14 protein-coding genes are annotated in these 15,037 nt (G+C 61.1%); 8 read left to right on the forward strand and 6 right to left on the reverse strand.

What is annotated here, in order from left to right:
• Nucleotides 1–93: 93 nt before the first annotated feature.
• From J3P73_RS16960 to J3P73_RS16970, 3 genes are all read right to left on the reverse strand, one after another.
• Entirely contained in the window at nucleotides 94–621 is a 528-nt protein-coding gene (locus tag J3P73_RS16960; protein WP_018074133.1) for a lytic transglycosylase domain-containing protein, read from the reverse strand.
• Nucleotides 622–883: 262 nt separating this feature from the next.
• Complete coding sequence (locus tag J3P73_RS16965) at nucleotides 884–1,645, reverse strand: peptidoglycan recognition protein family protein (protein WP_130692235.1); 762 nt, start codon at nucleotides 1,643–1,645, stop codon at nucleotides 884–886.
• Nucleotides 1,642–2,349, reverse strand: a complete 708-nt coding sequence (locus J3P73_RS16970; protein WP_003561040.1) for a J domain-containing protein — start codon at nucleotides 2,347–2,349, stop codon at nucleotides 1,642–1,644. Before J3P73_RS16970 ends, J3P73_RS16965 begins: the two co-directional genes overlap by 4 nt.
• 409 nt (nucleotides 2,350–2,758) lie before the next feature.
• On the opposite strand from J3P73_RS16970, the gene J3P73_RS16975 reads away from it, so the two are divergent.
• The 3 genes from J3P73_RS16975 (at nucleotide 2,759) to J3P73_RS16985 (ending at nucleotide 5,711) form a co-directional block, all read left to right on the forward strand.
• Nucleotides 2,759–3,970, forward strand: a complete 1,212-nt coding sequence (locus J3P73_RS16975; RefSeq protein WP_018074131.1) for a pyrophosphate--fructose-6-phosphate 1-phosphotransferase — start codon at nucleotides 2,759–2,761, stop codon at nucleotides 3,968–3,970.
• A 57-nt stretch (nucleotides 3,971–4,027) separates the two neighbouring features.
• Nucleotides 4,028–4,663 carry a LysE family translocator gene (locus J3P73_RS16980; RefSeq protein WP_017965118.1) on the forward strand — a complete coding sequence of 212 codons (636 nt, stop codon included), beginning with the start codon at nucleotides 4,028–4,030 and terminating at the stop codon, nucleotides 4,661–4,663.
• A gap of 115 nt (nucleotides 4,664–4,778) precedes the next feature.
• Nucleotides 4,779–5,711, forward strand: a complete 933-nt coding sequence (locus tag J3P73_RS16985; RefSeq protein WP_130692237.1) for a lytic transglycosylase domain-containing protein — start codon at nucleotides 4,779–4,781, stop codon at nucleotides 5,709–5,711.
• A 29-nt stretch (nucleotides 5,712–5,740) separates the two neighbouring features.
• On the opposite strand, the gene J3P73_RS16990 is transcribed toward J3P73_RS16985, so the two are convergent.
• On the reverse strand, nucleotides 5,741–7,165 hold the full coding sequence (locus J3P73_RS16990; RefSeq protein WP_130692239.1) for a serine hydrolase domain-containing protein: 1,425 nt from the start codon (nucleotides 7,163–7,165) through the stop codon (nucleotides 5,741–5,743).
• Nucleotides 7,166–7,383: 218 nt separating this feature from the next.
• Between J3P73_RS16990 and J3P73_RS16995 the strand changes: the two genes are divergently transcribed.
• From J3P73_RS16995 to J3P73_RS17015, 5 genes are all read left to right on the forward strand, one after another.
• Nucleotides 7,384–8,628 carry a BtaA family protein gene (locus tag J3P73_RS16995; protein ID WP_024320768.1) on the forward strand — a complete coding sequence of 415 codons (1,245 nt, stop codon included), beginning with the start codon at nucleotides 7,384–7,386 and terminating at the stop codon, nucleotides 8,626–8,628.
• Nucleotides 8,625–9,299 (forward strand): class I SAM-dependent methyltransferase, encoded by a 675-nt coding sequence (locus J3P73_RS17000; protein WP_018074127.1) that lies wholly within the window; start codon nucleotides 8,625–8,627, stop codon nucleotides 9,297–9,299. Before J3P73_RS16995 ends, J3P73_RS17000 begins: the two co-directional genes overlap by 4 nt.
• Before the next feature lie 126 nt (nucleotides 9,300–9,425).
• Nucleotides 9,426–10,223, forward strand: coding sequence for a glycoside hydrolase family 25 protein (locus J3P73_RS17005; protein ID WP_018074126.1), 798 nt, complete (start codon nucleotides 9,426–9,428; stop codon nucleotides 10,221–10,223).
• 81 nt (nucleotides 10,224–10,304) lie between these two features.
• Nucleotides 10,305–11,522, forward strand: a complete 1,218-nt coding sequence (locus J3P73_RS17010; protein ID WP_026171052.1) for a lytic murein transglycosylase — start codon at nucleotides 10,305–10,307, stop codon at nucleotides 11,520–11,522.
• 133 nt (nucleotides 11,523–11,655) lie between these two features.
• On the forward strand, nucleotides 11,656–12,561 hold the full coding sequence (locus J3P73_RS17015; RefSeq protein ID WP_130692241.1) for a DMT family transporter: 906 nt from the start codon (nucleotides 11,656–11,658) through the stop codon (nucleotides 12,559–12,561).
• Nucleotides 12,562–13,040: 479 nt separating this feature from the next.
• On the opposite strand, the gene metF is transcribed toward J3P73_RS17015, so the two are convergent.
• Both metF and J3P73_RS17025 read right to left on the reverse strand, forming a co-directional pair.
• On the reverse strand, nucleotides 13,041–13,943 hold the full coding sequence (gene metF / locus J3P73_RS17020; RefSeq protein WP_018074123.1) for a methylenetetrahydrofolate reductase [NAD(P)H]: 903 nt from the start codon (nucleotides 13,941–13,943) through the stop codon (nucleotides 13,041–13,043).
• 1 nt (nucleotide 13,944) lies between these two features.
• The gene (locus J3P73_RS17025; protein WP_018074122.1) at nucleotides 13,945–14,970 is read right to left on the reverse strand and encodes an ArsR/SmtB family transcription factor; all 1,026 of its coding nucleotides are present in this window, start codon (nucleotides 14,968–14,970) and stop codon (nucleotides 13,945–13,947) included.
• Nucleotides 14,971–15,037 lie beyond the last annotated feature (67 nt).

The raw sequence follows: 15,037 nt of genomic DNA on the forward strand, positions 1-15,037 counted from the left end.
CCTCGTTTCAAGGCGGGATATCACGGCAAGCGTGTTGATTCATATCCGCAAAAATGCCGCAAGGGAATTTCGTCCCGACGCGACTGGCCATGCTCAGTCGAGCATTGCCAGGACCTTGCCGCAATAGGTCTTCGACACCGGGTTCATGCGCGTGGCGGCATGACCGGCATTGTATTTCAGGATGGTGTTGCAGGTCTGCCCGCCGCCAAGCTGATGGGCGGCCGCCAGATATTTCATGCCGTATTTGATGTTGGTCTCCGGATCGAACAGGCCCTTCTTTGTGCCGGAATAGCCCATCATCCGCGCCGTCGCCGGCTTGATCTGCATCAGGCCGACTTCGCCGGCGCTGCCGCGGGCATTCGGATTGAAATTGCTCTCGACGCGCACGACGGCCTGGGCGAGTGCCACGGGCACGTTGTATTCAGCGGCATATTTGTTGATCAGGGAGGCATAGGGAGTGCTCGTGGAGAAATCCGGCATGGCATAGCCGCTCTGGCGATCGACGGTTTTCAGCGAGATGGTTTCGGCCCTGGCACCCCAGTCATCATTCGCCAAGGCAAAACTATATCCCGCCAGCAGCATGCCAACACATGCCGCAGCACCAACAATCATATTCTTCATGTAGTCTCTTCACTCCGACCCAAAGAATTACAGGACTGCGCGCCTCGCTGTCATCCGGTCACACGCGATCAATGACTGTTCGCGTTCCGCAGCAATTCTTATCGTTTCATTTGGCGCTCATGGTTACACTTGAAAACAGCCGTGAGCGCTGTTCAGCGGGCGTTCTTAGACCATCGCAATGAGGAGATAATAGGGAAATGATGTGGCGAGGTGGATTTCACGCCGGCCGCAAGAAATCAGCCCTGATATCCGGCTCTTCCGGTCAGGAATAACGCGGCAGTGCTGACAGCAGCCGGTGCAGCGTGTCGATCGTCGAGAAATCGGCGATGCCATCCACCCGTTCGGGCCGGAAATGGCGCTGGAAAGCTTCCACGTCGCCCGCCGTTTTTTCGGAGAATTCCCCTGTTATTTCAGTGCTGTAACCATAAAGAGACAGCATCGAATGCAGCGCTTCCACAGGTTGGCCGGTATCGCCGCGCTGGAAGAAGCGCCCACCGGTGATCGTTGCCGGTTCGACCCAGTGCCCGATGCCTGCCCGGTGGAGCTCGGCCCAGGGGAATTTCTCGCCCGGATCGACCTTGCGGATCGGGGCGACATCGGAATGCCCGAGCACCCGTTCCGGCGTGATCGACCAACGTTTGACACAGTCGCGACACAATTCGATCACCGCAGCGATCTGCTCTTTCGGATAATCAGGAAGCCCGCCCGGATGGCCGGCATTGGCGATCTCGATGCCGATCGACAGCGAATTGATATCAGTCTCGCCGTGCCAGCTGCTTTTTCCCGCGTGCCAGGCACGCCGTGTTTCCGGCACGAGCTGCACCACCTCGCCGTTCTCATGCACGAAATAGTGGCTGGAAACTTGGCTTTCGGCGCGACAGAGCCAGTCGAGCGCACCATCTGCCGTCGGCATGCCGGTATAGTGCAGCAGGATCATGTCGGGACGGCACCCATCCGCCCGCTCGCCATGGTTTGGCGAAGGCTGCACGCGAGCGCTGCTGCAGTCGGCCTCGAAAGAGGTCATGCGGCGCGGCGTTCCTTCTCGATCGCCTCATAGGCCGCGTTCAGCGCCGCCATGCGCTCATTGGCGATCACGTGGAATTCCTTCGGCACGCCGCGCGAGATCAGCCGATCGGGATGATGTTCGCTGACGAGGCCGTGGTAACGGCGGCGGATCGTCGGGAAATCGTCCGAAGGCGAGACGCCGAGCACCTTGTATGGATCGCCGCCGGACGAGACGTGGCGGGCGGCAATCTGCTCGAAGCGAGTTTCGCTCATCTGGAAGATCTCGCCGATATGGCGCAGAAAATTCAGTTCCTTCTCGTGGATCAGCCCGTCGGCCTTGGCGATGTGGAAGAGGCCATCGAGCACGTCTTCCAGCACCGGGCAATTGGCCGCGCAGGTGACGCACAGCGTGGAGAGCCGTTCGGCATAAGCTTCGTAGCCGGCAACGTCTTGGCGCGCGAGGTTGTAAAGCCTGGCGACGTTCTTTGCCTGATCCTGCGGGAATTCGAAGATTTCGCGGAAGGCTTCAACCTCCTTCTCGCTGACGATGCCGTCGGCCTTGGCCATCTTGGCCGACAGCGCGATGATCGCCACCGAGAAAGCCACCTTACGCCGGGTCTCGGGATCGCCTTCGAAAACCGTGCGGATAGCCTCGACCACCGCAGACAGCGCATTGCCTGCAGTATTGCCAATGGCATTCAACAGTTTTTCCCAGAAGGACATCGAAAATCTCACACACTTGTCAACTTACAGGCAAACAGCTTGACCAAAGAATCGCAGCCTTTGCAAGGCGACTATTGGTCGTAGGGCCGAACACAGTTTTCACGATTTGGTAATTGTCGCACCGCAGCAAACGATTCATTGCGCCCGCTTCATCTCGTATAAGGCGCCTGGCCGACAGTCGCCGGCATCGCCCGGCACGTGGGTTCCGGTGCGCGCGACGGAAATTTCCACAACAGTTCTCGGCAAGCAGATCGGGCTTGAAACGATTATATCGCACTTCCAGTCGCCTTTGCAGTCCAACGCGGCAGAAAGGCGCGTTTTTCGTAAATTCTTTACTTTACAGGCCCCTTTCCCTGCCGCATCCATGCGCTAAGTAACGCCGCCGCACCGAAACGCCATAGGAGGGATCATGGCCAAGCAGAAAGTCGCAATGCTGACCGCCGGAGGCCTGGCGCCCTGTCTCTCTTCCGCTGTCGGTGGCCTCATCGAACGCTACAGCGACGTCGCGCCCGATCTCGATATCGTCGCCTACAAGTCGGGCTACCAGGGTGTGCTCATCGGCGACAGCCTCGAGATCACCCGCGAGATGCGCGAAAAGGCGCCGCTGCTGCACCGCTATGGCGGCTCGCCGATCGGCAATAGCCGCGTCAAGCTCACCAATGCCGCCGACTGCGTCAAGCGCGGCCTGGTCAAGGAAGGCGAGAATCCGCTGCGGGTCGCCGCCGAACGCCTTGCCAATGACGGCATTACCATTCTCCACACGATCGGCGGCGACGACACCAACACCACGGCCGCCGACCTTGCAGCCTACCTCGCCGCCAACGGCTACGATCTGACCGTCGTCGGCCTGCCGAAGACTGTCGACAATGACGTCGTACCGATCCGCCAGTCGCTCGGCGCCTGGACGGCCGCCGAAGTTGGCGCGCATTTCTTCGACAATGTCGGCAACGAGCAGACGGCCGCGCCGCGCACTCTCGTCATCCACGAGGTGATGGGCCGCCATTCTGGCTGGCTGACGGCCGCCACCGCTCGCGCCTATCTCCAGCGCACCAGCCGCAACCAATATGTCGATGGCCTGATGATGAACGCACATCTGAAGAGCATCGACGCCGTCTACCTTCCTGAGATGGCCTTCGACCTCGACGCTGAGGCCGCCCGTCTGAAGGAGAGCATGGACCGCAACGGCCACGCTACCGTCTTCGTCTCAGAAGGCGCCTGCCTCGACGCCATCGTCGCCGAGCGCGAAGCCGCCGGCGAGACCGTCAAGCGCGATGCTTTCGGCCATGTGAAAATCGACACGATCAATGTCGGCGCCTGGTTCCAGAAGCAATTCGCCAATCTGCTCGACGCCGAGCGTTCCCTGGTGCAGAAATCGGGCTATTTCGCCCGCTCCGCGCCTGCCAACGGCGATGACCTCAGGCTGATCCAGAGCATGGTCGATCTCGCCGTCGAAAGCGCGCTCAATAGAGTCTCCGGCGTCACCGGCCACGATGAAGGCCAGAACGGTAAATTGCGCACTATAGAATTCCCGCGCATCAAGGGCGGCAAGACTTTTGACCTTTCGACGGGATGGTTTGCCGAAGTCATGGACAATATAGGCCAGAAATACAAAGAAGCGTGATTGACGGATGGTTAATATGATGTCTTTGCTTATTCCTGAGGAATAGGAGGAGACACCATGTCACTTGAAGCTTGGCTCGCTTTTGCGGCCGCATCCGCCATCATGCTGGCCATACCGGGACCGACGATACTTCTCGTCGTTTCCTATGCGCTCGGTCATGGACGCAGGACGGCGTTTGCGACGGTGAGCGGCGTGGCGCTTGGTGACTTCACGGCGATGACGGCTTCCCTCTTCGGTCTTGGTGCCGTTCTGGCCGCCTCCGCGACCCTCTTCACCGTCTTGAAGTGGATCGGCGGCGCCTACCTGATCTGGTTGGGAATCAAGCTCTGGCGGGCTCCCATCATCGGCGAACCGGTTGCCGACAACGACAATCTGCCGGAGGAGAAGTCGCTCAAGATCTTCCTCCACGCCTATGTCGTCACCGCCCTCAATCCGAAGAGCATCATCTTCTTCGTCGCCTTCGTGCCGCAGTTCCTCAATCCGGCCCTGCCCTTCGTCGGGCAGATGGCGATCATGGAAGCGACCTTCCTTGTGCTGGCGATCCTCAACGCCTCCACCTACGCTTTTCTCGCCCATACCGCGCGCGGATTGATTCGCAAGGCGAGCATCCAGCGCGCCGTAAACCGCACCGGAGGCACTCTGTTGATCGCTGCAGGTGCCGTAACAGCCGGGTATCGCCGTATTGCAGCCTAGTAATATTCCGTGGTTGCCGGAATGTCACGAATAGGTTAATGGGGTCGCCAGGGCTTAAGGTTTTTGGTAACTTTTATACGCTGCCGGGGCGGCGCGATTTCACGAAAGTGGCGGAATGGTAGCGATCGGATTATCCGGCCTGAAACGCAGTCTTGTCGTTTCCACGATACTCTGCGGCATGATGACGGGATGTGCGAGCGTCGAATACACGTCCCAGGCCGAACTGGCAGCTGTCCAGACCGTCGTGCCGATGCCGAAACCTGGCGAAGATGCAACACTCGCCGCGATCCCGACAGCCGAAGGCGCAGCCGGTCAGGCGGTTGCAGGCGCCACCATTCCCCAGGCATCATCCCCCTCCCTGACCGCAACGGCGATGCCGGCCGTGACAGCTTCTCAGCCTGGCGATCTTAGCATGCAGCCGGCAGCCTATGCGCAGATCCCGCTGACGCCCGAGATGACGGCGATCCAGTCCGTCGTGCCGACGCCGCGTCCGGGAACGCCGGCACAGCCGACAACGCAGCTTGCCTTTGCCGCCACACCGCAAAACAGCGCGCTTGCAGCACTTGCCGCAGTCGATACCACGCCGCGCGCCAGCATGGACTACGGTTTCGACGAATCCGGGCCGATCGATCCGCCGACGGCGCCCCCGATGTTCAGCGACGACGACAAAGACGACGCGCCGACGGTCGAGAAGAGCTTTGTCACCAAGCTCATCGCCAAATATTCGAAGGTCTACGAAATTCCCGAGACGTTGCTTCACCGCATCGTCCATCGCGAGAGCCGCTATAATCCGAAGGCCTACAATAAGCGCGGCTATTTCGGCCTCATGCAGATCAAGTACAACACCGCCAAGTCCATGGGTTATGACGGTGCCCCGGGCGGCCTCTTTGATGCCGAGACCAACATCAAATATGCCGCGAAATATCTGCGCGGCGCCTGGCTCGTCTCCGACAGTAAGGAAGACGATGCCGTCCGCCTGTATGCGCGCGGCTATTATTACGACGCCAAGCGCAAGGGCATGACCGACATCGCCCAAGGTAATTATTGAAATCTGGAGATAATGGCTGAAGCCGCTGCCTATGGCTGCGGCTGTGTCTGTCGTTGCGATCCGGCCTGCTGTTGCGGCCCACGTGGTTGCGGCAATGCCGCCAGGATCGCCTTGAGCAGCACCTGCGGCTGATAGTCGAGCCGGCTCGGCGTCAGGCCAAGCCTGACGACGATCAGATTGGCGGAGGGGACGATCGCCATGCTCTGCCCGTCATGCCCCGTCAGCCAGAACGTATCCTCCGGCAGCCCGAACGCGGCGCTTGAGCCGCCAGGAGCGAGCCAAGCCTGACCCTGCGTATACCGCCCGTCCGATGCTGCCGTCGGGGTGCGCATGGCGCCGACGAAACCCTCCGCTAACAGCCGCTGGCCGTTCCACACGCCATCCTGCAGCAGGAACTGCCCGAAGCGCGCCCAGTCATGCGCCGTCGCATAGAGATAGGAGCTTCCGGCAAAGGTGCCGCGCGCATCGAGTTCGAACACCGCGCTCGTCATGCCGAGCGGCGAAAACAAGGCGTCGTGCGGATAAGAAAAGGCCGCCTGAGCATTGCCGACCCTGTCCATCCAGATGCGCGACAGCAGCACGGCCGTGCCGCTCGAATAGCGGAAGCGTTGGCCGGGTGCCGCCTCCATCGGTGCATTGGCCGGCAGCGATACCATGTCGGGATCGAGATAGAGCATGCGCGTCACATCGGCGACGTCGCCATAGTCCTCGTTGAAGGCGAGGCCGCTCTCCATGCCGAGCAGGTCGGAAACCTTGATTCTGGCGCGCGTATCGTTCTTCCACTGCGCCAACAGGTTATCATCGTCGAAAGAGATCTTGCCGCCGAGCATCAGCCGGCCGAGGACCGCCGCATTCACGGTCTTCGTCATCGACCAGCCGATTAGCGGCGTCTTTGCAGAGAAGCCGGGGCCATAGGCCTCAGTGACGATGCGGCCATTGCGCACCACGACGATCGCCCGCATTGCTGGGCCGGCAACTCCGGCATCGGCCAGCAGCGCGGCGATCTTCCCGTCCGCCGGATTGTCGATGCCCTCGCCCTCCGGCCACAAGGCGTCATTCGCCTGCACCTTGGCCGGCGGATCGAAGGGCACCGCATTCGCCGCCGCCTCAAAATTGCCGTCCGGCACGCTCGTGCAGCCGAAAGCGCCGCGATAGAGCGCATAACTCGGCGCAAACAGCCCCATGAAGCGCGCCGTCACACGGTCGTTGTCACGGTCGACGCTGACGCGCACCAGCCGCAGTAACGGATTTCCGGGCGCCTGGACATCGTCATGGAGCACATCCTCAGCCCCTCGGCCGGCAATGAAGACGTTGGAGCAGACGATCTTGGCGGCATAACCGTCGCCGACGCGCAGCAATTCCGGCGGCCGGATGAAGAGCCAGCCGGCAGCAGCGATGACGACGAGAACGAGAAGGAGAGCGAGCGCCTTCAGGATACGCAGGACAATTCGCATGGCATTCCTCCCTGCCGGGAGAGAAGCAGGAATCGCACGCGCCGGAAAGGGGCCGAAGCGAAGAACGGCCATCATCCCGATCACTTTCCCAGGAGAGCCACCCGGTCGCTCTGCCGAGGAGGTCGAAGTCTCCCAGGAACGGCGCCTCCACAGCCCGCGTCATCAAACTGTAGCAGAGGCGCGTTACACGCCCTGAACGCTAAAAAGGTGACAGACTCATGTCAGAATTTGCACCGGATGCCGGCTTCCGCAAGAACCGGAAACTCAAGGACGCCCTTCTCCGCCACAAGGCTTTTTCGAAGGATGGCTTTTCCGAGCGTCTCTTCGGCCTTCTCTTTTCCGGCCTCGTCTATCCGCAGATCTGGGAGGATCCGGATCTCGACATGCAGGCGATGGAGCTGAAGCCCAACCATCGCATCGTCACCATCGGTTCTGGCGGCTGCAACATGCTCGCCTATCTCTCCAAGGCGCCGGCCTCAATCGACGTCGTCGATCTCAACCCGCATCACATCGCCCTGAACCGCCTGAAGCTTGCCGCCTTCAAACACCTTCCCGGCCATACCGATCTCGTCCGCTTCCTGGCGATGCCGAACGAGAAGTCGAACAGCCGCGCCTACGACCAGCATCTCGCCGCACGCCTCGATGAGGCGACCCGCAGCTACTGGAACGGCCGCAAGTTCGGCCGCCGCCGTGTCACCGTCTTCGACCGCAACATCTACGAAACCGGTCTGCTCGGCCGCTTCATCGGCGCGGCCCATCTTCTTGCCCGCCTGCATGGTGTCAAGCTGCGCGAGATGACCAAGACCCGCTCGATCCGCGAGCAGCGCCAGTTCTTCGACGAGCAGATCGCGCCGCTCTTCGAAAAGCCGGTCGTGCGCTGGATCACCGGTCGCAAGAGCTCGCTCTTCGGCCTCGGCATTCCGCCGCAGCAATATGACGAACTTGCAAGCCTTGCCGCCGATCATTCGATCGCGCCGGTGTTGAAGCACCGCCTGGAAAAGCTCGCCTGTCATTTCCCGATGAGCGACAACTATTTCGCCTGGCAGGCCTTCGGCCGCCGCTACGGCACCGAAGCGGAAGGCCCGCTGCCGACCTATCTGAAGTCGGAGCACTATGAGGTGATCCGCGCCAATGTCGACCGCGTCAACGTCCACCACGCAAGCTTCACCGAGCTTCTGGCGCGCGAGCCGGCCGCCTCGCGCGACCGCTACATCCTGCTCGACGCGCAGGACTGGATGACGGACGAGCAACTGAACGACGTCTGGACGGAAATCACCCGCACGGCGCGCGAAGGCGCCCGCGTGATCTTCCGCACCGCCGCCGAAAAGAGCATCATCGAAGGCCGTCTGGCTTCTGTGATCCGCGACCAGTGGGATTACTTCGAGGAGAAGTCACGTGAGCTGACCGCGCTCGATCGCTCGGCAATCTATGGCGGCTTCCACATCTACGGGAAGAAGGCGTGAGCAAGGTCGGCACTGAGACGGCAGAAAAGAGCGATGAACATGCCAGCCTGATGGATGGCATGTATCGCTACCAGCGCCATATCTACGACCTGACCCGCAAATATTATCTTCTCGGCCGCGACAGCACGATCCGCAATCTCGACGTGCCCGAAGGCGGCACCCTTCTTGAAGTCGGCTGCGGCACGGGGCGCAACATGGCTTTCGCCCACCGGCATTTCCCGACCGCCAAACTGTTCGGCCTCGACATATCCCAGGAAATGCTGATTTCGGCGCGCAGGACCTTCGCCACCAAGGCGACGATCCCGGAATTCCGCGTCGCCGACGCCACGGCGTTCACACCGCGCGAATTCGGCGTCAGCGGCTTCGACCGCATCCTGATTTCCTATGCTCTATCGATGATCCCGGATTGGGAGCGCGCCGTTGATGCATCGCTCGCCGCACTCAATCCCGGCGGCCAGCTGCACATCGTCGATTTCGGCCAGCAGGAAGGCTTGCCGGGCTGGTTCCGGCGCATGCTGCAGTCCTGGCTTGCGAAATTCCACGTCACCCCGCGCCCCGATCTGCGTGAGATTCTGGAAGCGCAAGCCCATGAAAACAACGCGATATTGTTGTTCGATACCGTCGGCGGCGGTTATGCTTGGCGGGCTGCTATTATCAGCAAGCGCTTATAATTCGCTTGAAACTAACCGATTTTTTACGTTGATATGGTGAAAAGAGGGTTATTCCTCTGCTGACTCGTCTTTTTCGAAGGTCAGGCTGTGGGGCAAAGAGATCATTCGAGTTACGACAGGACGCCCATGCGCCGGTTTTTGTTTTGCGTTTTGCCCCTGGCCATCCTGCTGGCCGGCTGCAGCTCCTCCGGTCATGACTATCTCGAAACGGCATCGATCAAACCGAAGACACGCTTCAAGGATACCGATCCGCAGGATTTCGGGGCGAAGCATCCGCAGCAGAATGCGATCCACGGCATCGACATCTCCAAATGGCAGGGCGATATCGACTGGGGCACGGTGAAGAATTCCGGAGTGGCCTTCGCCTTCATCAAGGCGACGGAAGGCAAGGACAGGGTCGATCCGCGCTTCGACGAATACTGGCGCGAGGCCCGCGCCGCCGGCATCCCGCACGCTCCCTATCACTTCTATTATTTCTGCTCCTCCGCCGACGAGCAGGCCGACTGGTTCATCCGCAACGTGCCGAAGGAGGCCATGCGCCTGCCGCCGGTGCTTGACGTCGAATGGAACGCCGAATCGAAGACCTGCCGCTACCGCCCCGACGCTGAAACCGTGCGCGCCGCAATGCAGCGTTTCATGGACCGGCTGGAGGCCTATTACGGCAAACGCCCGATCATCTATACCTCGGTCGATTTCCATCGCGACAATCTCGCCGGCTACTTCCAGGATTATCATTTCTGGGTCCGTTCGGTGGCAAAACACCCCGAGGTGACCTACTCCGACCGCCGCTGGGCCTTCTGGCAATATACCTCGACCGGCGTTATTCCTGGCATCAGTGGGCCGACCGATATCAATGTCTTCGCCGGCAGCGCAAAGAACTGGAACAATTGGGTCGCGACCGTTTCCAAGGATAGAAATTCTTAGTAACGTCTTGCGATGTTTCTTGCTTCCGTCACATTCGTCTGTGAAAGCGACGGCAATCTGTTTGATATAAGGACCGCATCCATGCACCGCTCGCTCGCAAGCCGCTCTGCACTCGCCCTTCTGTTTGCCCTCGCCCTCGCAGGCGGCGCGGCCGCCCAGCAGGCGCCAGACGCAGCCCCGGCAGCGCCCTGCGGCGGCGATCTGTCCGCCTTCCTCGACGGCGTCAAGAAAGATGCGGTCGCAGCCGGCGCCAGTGCTGCAGCCGCCGACGAGGCCTTCGCCGGCGCCGAGATCGACCCCAAGGTGCTGAGCCGGGATCGCGCTCAGGGCGTCTTCAAGCAGACCTTCCTCGAATTCTCACAGCGCACCGTCAGCCAGGCCCGCCTCGACATCGGCCGCCAGAAGATGAAGCAATATGCCGACGTCTTTGCCCGCGCCGAGCAGGAGTTCGGCGTCCCGCCGGGCGTCATCACCGCCTTCTGGGCGATGGAAACCGATTTCGGCGCCGTCCAGGGCGATTTCAACACCCGCAACGCCCTGGTGACGCTGTCGCATGACTGCCGCCGCCCGGAACTCTTCCGCCCGCAACTGATCGCCCTTGTCGAGATGGTTCAGCACGGCGACCTCGACCCCGCCACCAATACCGGCGCCTGGGCCGGCGAGATCGGCCAGGTGCAGATGCTGCCGCGCGACATCATTGCCTATGGCATGGATGGCGACGGTGACGGTCATATCCGCCTGAAGCAAAGCAGCCCGGACGCCATCCTGACGGCGGCGAAATTCATCCAGCATCTCGGCTTCGAGCGCGGCCAGCCCTGGCTGCAGGAAGTGACCCTGCCCGACAATCTGCCCTGGGAAAAATCCGGCCTCGGCGGCACGATGAAAGCGGGAGAATGGTTCGCGCTTGGCGTCAAGCCGCGCGACGGCAATACCGCCTTCGGCAACCTCGAAGGCGACCTCGTTCTGCCGCAGGGCCGCATGGGACCGGCCTTCATCGCCTATCCCAATTTCAAGATCTATCTCGAATGGAACAAGTCGTTCATCTACACGACCTCGGCTGCCTATTTCGGGACGCGCCTTTCGGGCGCCGAACCCTATCTCAAGGGCGTGCCGGAACAGGGGCTCGCCAGCGACCAGATGAAGGCGCTGCAGACCAAGCTGCAGTCGCTCGGCCATGATGTCGGCGAGATCGACGGCATCCTCGGCTCCGGCACGCGTGTCGCGATCCAGAAGGAACAGCAGCGCCTCGGCATGCCGGCCGACGGCTGGGCGACGCCTGCCCTTCTCAATGCTCTCTGATCCCCGCTGACATTTTACCGCCGCCCGCTTCGCAAGAAACGGGTGGCGCGGTCCGCCACCTGCGCTAAAGCATCAGGTCGAAATCCGGTGCCGGCTTTCGGCAAAACGAGCGGCTCACGGTGGAGGAATCGGCATGGACAACAGGATGAATGCCTGGACCTGGGGCCTGCTGGTCCTGCTCGGCCTGATCTGGGGTGGCTCCTTCTTCTTTGCCCGCATCGCCGTCCAGCATGTGCCGCCGCTGACCCTCGTCTTCTTCAGGCTGCTGCTCGCGGCGCTGGCGCTGCATACTTATATCGCCGGCCGTTTTGAATTCTATGCGATCCTCAAGGCCCGCTGGTGCGAATTCCTGATCCTCGGGCTCATCAACAATGCCCTACCGCATGCGCTGATCTTCTTCGGCCAGACCCGCATCGGCGCCGGTCTTGCGGCGATCCTGAATGCGACGACACCGATCTGGACCGTGCTGATCGCCAACTACTTCACATCAGACGAGAAGCTGTCACCGGCAAAGATCGCCGGCTGCCTGGTCGGTTTGGCCGGAACGATCGTGCTGATCGGCCCCGGCATGTCGGCTGGTGGCGAAGCGCCGCTCTGGGCGTTGTTTCTTCCCGTACTTGCCGCCATCTCCTATGGCTTCGCCGCCACTTACGGCAAACGCTTCAAGGATGTTCCTGCTCCTGTCACTGCCGCCGGCCAGTTGACCGCCTCATCGCTGATTGCGCTGCCGCTGTCGCTGCTGGCCGATCGTCCCTGGGCGCTTGCCGCACCGCCGCTGGATGCGCTCCTGGCCATCCTGGCGCTGGCGCTGCTGTCGACGGCCTTCGGCTACATCCTCTATTTCCGGATCATGGCAACCGCCGGCGCCACCAACGCCTCGCTCGTCACCCTGCTGGTGCCGCCGAGCGCCATCCTTCTCGGCGTGCTTTTCCTCGGCGAAAGGCTCGCACTTGGCGAATTGGCCGGCATGGCGCTGATCGGTTTCGGCCTCATCATTCTCGATGGCCGCGCCTATCGCCTGCTGGCGAAAGCTGTTTGAACCGGTTGCGAATTTCGCATGTTTTCAACCGGTTGCCGATCCGCCATGTTTTAGACGCATAGGTAAATCCACAATCGCTTGATTTAACGGCATGTTAAATTGTGTGAACAAAAATTTGTTGAAAATTATTGATCTATTTCAAAGGCTTGCAAGAGCACTATTCGACTTATCCACTGAACCGTTCTGCAGCGCAGCATAAGATCTGCTTCCCAACCGACATATTTCAGACATATTATCGGCGGGTTAACGCGAGGAGACAGACATGGGACTCACGCAATCCTTGAATGTTCTGTTGGTCAGTGCAGCGTTTGCTTTCGTCTTGTCCATGCTCTTCATCTGAGCCGGCCGACGAAAGTATGACGACTGATAGTGCCTAAACTCCTGGATAGCTGATCAATCCGCCAACGAAAAAGCGCATGTCCCGCCCGACATGCGCTTTTCACTTTTACAGCGCCGCGCGTCTTTCAGACGCGCAAAGATCAGGCGGCTGCGCCCGCACTTTTTGCCGCCGAGCGGGAGAGGCCGAGATTGTCGAGCACAGCGGAAACCAGCGGCGCACGGTTCATCGTATAGAGATGAAAATCATGGATGCCACGCCGGACGAGATCCTCGATCTGTTCGGCGGCGACTTCCGCGGCGACCTTCGCCCGCTCCTCGGGCTTGTCGTCGAAGCCTTCAAAGCGCTCGTCGAGGAAGGCGGGGATGATTGTGCCGCAGGCCCCGGCAAAGCGTTTCAGCTGCGTCAGGTTCTGGATCGGCATGATGCCGGGCACAACGGGGATCGAGATGCCGGCGCCGCGCACCCGCTCCAGATAGCGCTCGAAATTGTCGTTGTCGAAGAAGAACTGCGTCAGCGCCCGGTCGGCGCCATTGTCGGCCTTGCGCTTCAGCATGTCGATATCAGCAGCCGTATCGCGGCTTTCCGGGTGCTTTTCCGGATAGGCGGAGACCGAAATCTCGAAATCGCCAATTTCCTTGAGGCCAGCCACCAGCTCCGCCGCATTGGCATAACCGCCGGGATGCGGCTGGTAGGGCGCGCCGGCGCCGCCTGGCGCATCGCCGCGCAGCGCCACGAAATGCGTTACGCCGGCTTTGCGGAACGTATCGACCACCTGATGCGTCTCCTCCTTGGTCGCACCGACACAGGTGAGATGCGAGGCGGTGGCAAGCGGCGTCTGTGAGAGGAAACGCGTGACAGTGGTCAGCGTCGGCGCCTTCGTGGTGCCGCCGGCGCCATAGGTCACCGACACGAAATCCGGATCCCAGTCCTGCAGCTGGCTGACGGTATGCCAGAGCTGCCCTTCCATCTCTTCCGATTTCGGCGGGAAGAATTCGAAGGAGACCCTGATGTTGCGGCCGCGTGCTTCGTTTTTCAAAGCCATGTCATACCCTCCCGGCAAATGTAGGTTCAGCGCCCTCGCTCGTCTGCGAAGCCATGAGGCGCCTCGGATCGCGCGCGAGCCAGACGGTGACCGTCAACCCTTGCCCGCTTTGCTGACCCGGATGAAGATCGACGGCCTGCTCGACGTCGAGCCCGGCCTTGCGCAGCCACTCGGACATCGCCTGGTGCGAAAAGCCGAGACGGACATGCGCATGCTCGTCGCGGAGATATTCGAGCGTGTGCGGCGCCAGGTCGATGACCACGAGCCGACCGCCCGGCCGGAGCATGCGCGCCGCTTCCGCGATCGCAATTTCCGGCTGATCGAAGAAATGCAGCACTTGATGGATCGTCACCAGGTCGAAATCCTGTCCCTCGAACGGCAGGTTCAGGATATCGGCGTGGCGCACGGTGGCCTTGGTGATGCGGGACTTGTCGAGATTGGCACGCGCCACGCTCAGCATGTCGCGGCTGGCATCGACTCCGATCGCCCGGCGGTAGAGGCCGGACAGAAGCTCGAGGATGCGGCCGGTGCCAGTGCCGAGATCAAGCAGCGAATCGATCGGCTGGTTGCCGAGCAGCCGGATGACAGCGGCGTCGACCTCCTCATCAGCCGCATGCAGGCGGCGAAGCTCGTCCCATTCGGCCGCGTTGCGGCTGAAATAGGCCTGCGCCCGCTCGGCACGCTGGCGCTTGACTTGCGAAAGCCGCTCGCCATCGCGAAGGATGGTCGGATCGTTCTCGGAGACATGCTTGAGTAGCGCCCGCACCAGCATGGCCGCCTTGCCGTCCTGCTTCAGGCGGAAATAGGCCCAGGCGCCCTCCTGGTAGCGTTCGATCAGTTCGGCTTCGCCGAGCAGCTTCAGATGGCGGGAGATGCGCGGCTGGGACTGGCCGAGAATTTCGGTAAGATCGGTCACCGTCAGGTCGCCGCCGTCAAGAAGCGCCAGAAGACGCAGGCGCGTGGGCTCGCCGGCCGCCTTCAAGACGTCCACCAGCGCATCCAGTCCAAGCTTCAACGGTTCGCTCATCTTTGATCCAATCAAGACATAAAGATATCTTTATGTGATTTGAAAAGCAGTGGCAAGCGGCAATTCG

This window comes from Rhizobium ruizarguesonis (assembly GCF_017357285.1).
In the GTDB taxonomy this organism is placed as follows: Bacteria; Pseudomonadota; Alphaproteobacteria; order Rhizobiales; family Rhizobiaceae; genus Rhizobium; species Rhizobium ruizarguesonis.

Excerpts from the sequence above, each read along its gene's own strand:
- J3P73_RS16960 (WP_018074133.1), bottom strand. The coding sequence starts at position 621 with ATGAAGAATATGATTGTTGGTGCTGCGGCATGTGTTGGCATGCTGCTG.
- J3P73_RS16965 (WP_130692235.1), bottom strand. The coding sequence starts at position 1,645 with ATGACCTCTTTCGAGGCCGACTGCAGCAGCGCTCGCGTGCAGCCTTCG.
- J3P73_RS16970 (WP_003561040.1), bottom strand. The coding sequence starts at position 2,349 with ATGTCCTTCTGGGAAAAACTGTTGAATGCCATTGGCAATACTGCAGGC.
- J3P73_RS16975 (WP_018074131.1), top strand. The coding sequence starts at position 2,759 with ATGGCCAAGCAGAAAGTCGCAATGCTGACCGCCGGAGGCCTGGCGCCC.
- J3P73_RS16980 (WP_017965118.1), top strand. The coding sequence starts at position 4,028 with ATGTCACTTGAAGCTTGGCTCGCTTTTGCGGCCGCATCCGCCATCATG.
- J3P73_RS16985 (WP_130692237.1), top strand. The coding sequence starts at position 4,779 with ATGGTAGCGATCGGATTATCCGGCCTGAAACGCAGTCTTGTCGTTTCC.
- J3P73_RS16990 (WP_130692239.1), bottom strand. The coding sequence starts at position 7,165 with ATGCGAATTGTCCTGCGTATCCTGAAGGCGCTCGCTCTCCTTCTCGTT.
- J3P73_RS16995 (WP_024320768.1), top strand. The coding sequence starts at position 7,384 with ATGTCAGAATTTGCACCGGATGCCGGCTTCCGCAAGAACCGGAAACTC.
- J3P73_RS17005 (WP_018074126.1), top strand. The coding sequence starts at position 9,426 with ATGCGCCGGTTTTTGTTTTGCGTTTTGCCCCTGGCCATCCTGCTGGCC.
- J3P73_RS17010 (WP_026171052.1), top strand. The coding sequence starts at position 10,305 with ATGCACCGCTCGCTCGCAAGCCGCTCTGCACTCGCCCTTCTGTTTGCC.
- J3P73_RS17015 (WP_130692241.1), top strand. The coding sequence starts at position 11,656 with ATGGACAACAGGATGAATGCCTGGACCTGGGGCCTGCTGGTCCTGCTC.
- metF (WP_018074123.1), bottom strand. The coding sequence starts at position 13,943 with ATGGCTTTGAAAAACGAAGCACGCGGCCGCAACATCAGGGTCTCCTTC.
- J3P73_RS17025 (WP_018074122.1), bottom strand. The coding sequence starts at position 14,970 with ATGAGCGAACCGTTGAAGCTTGGACTGGATGCGCTGGTGGACGTCTTG.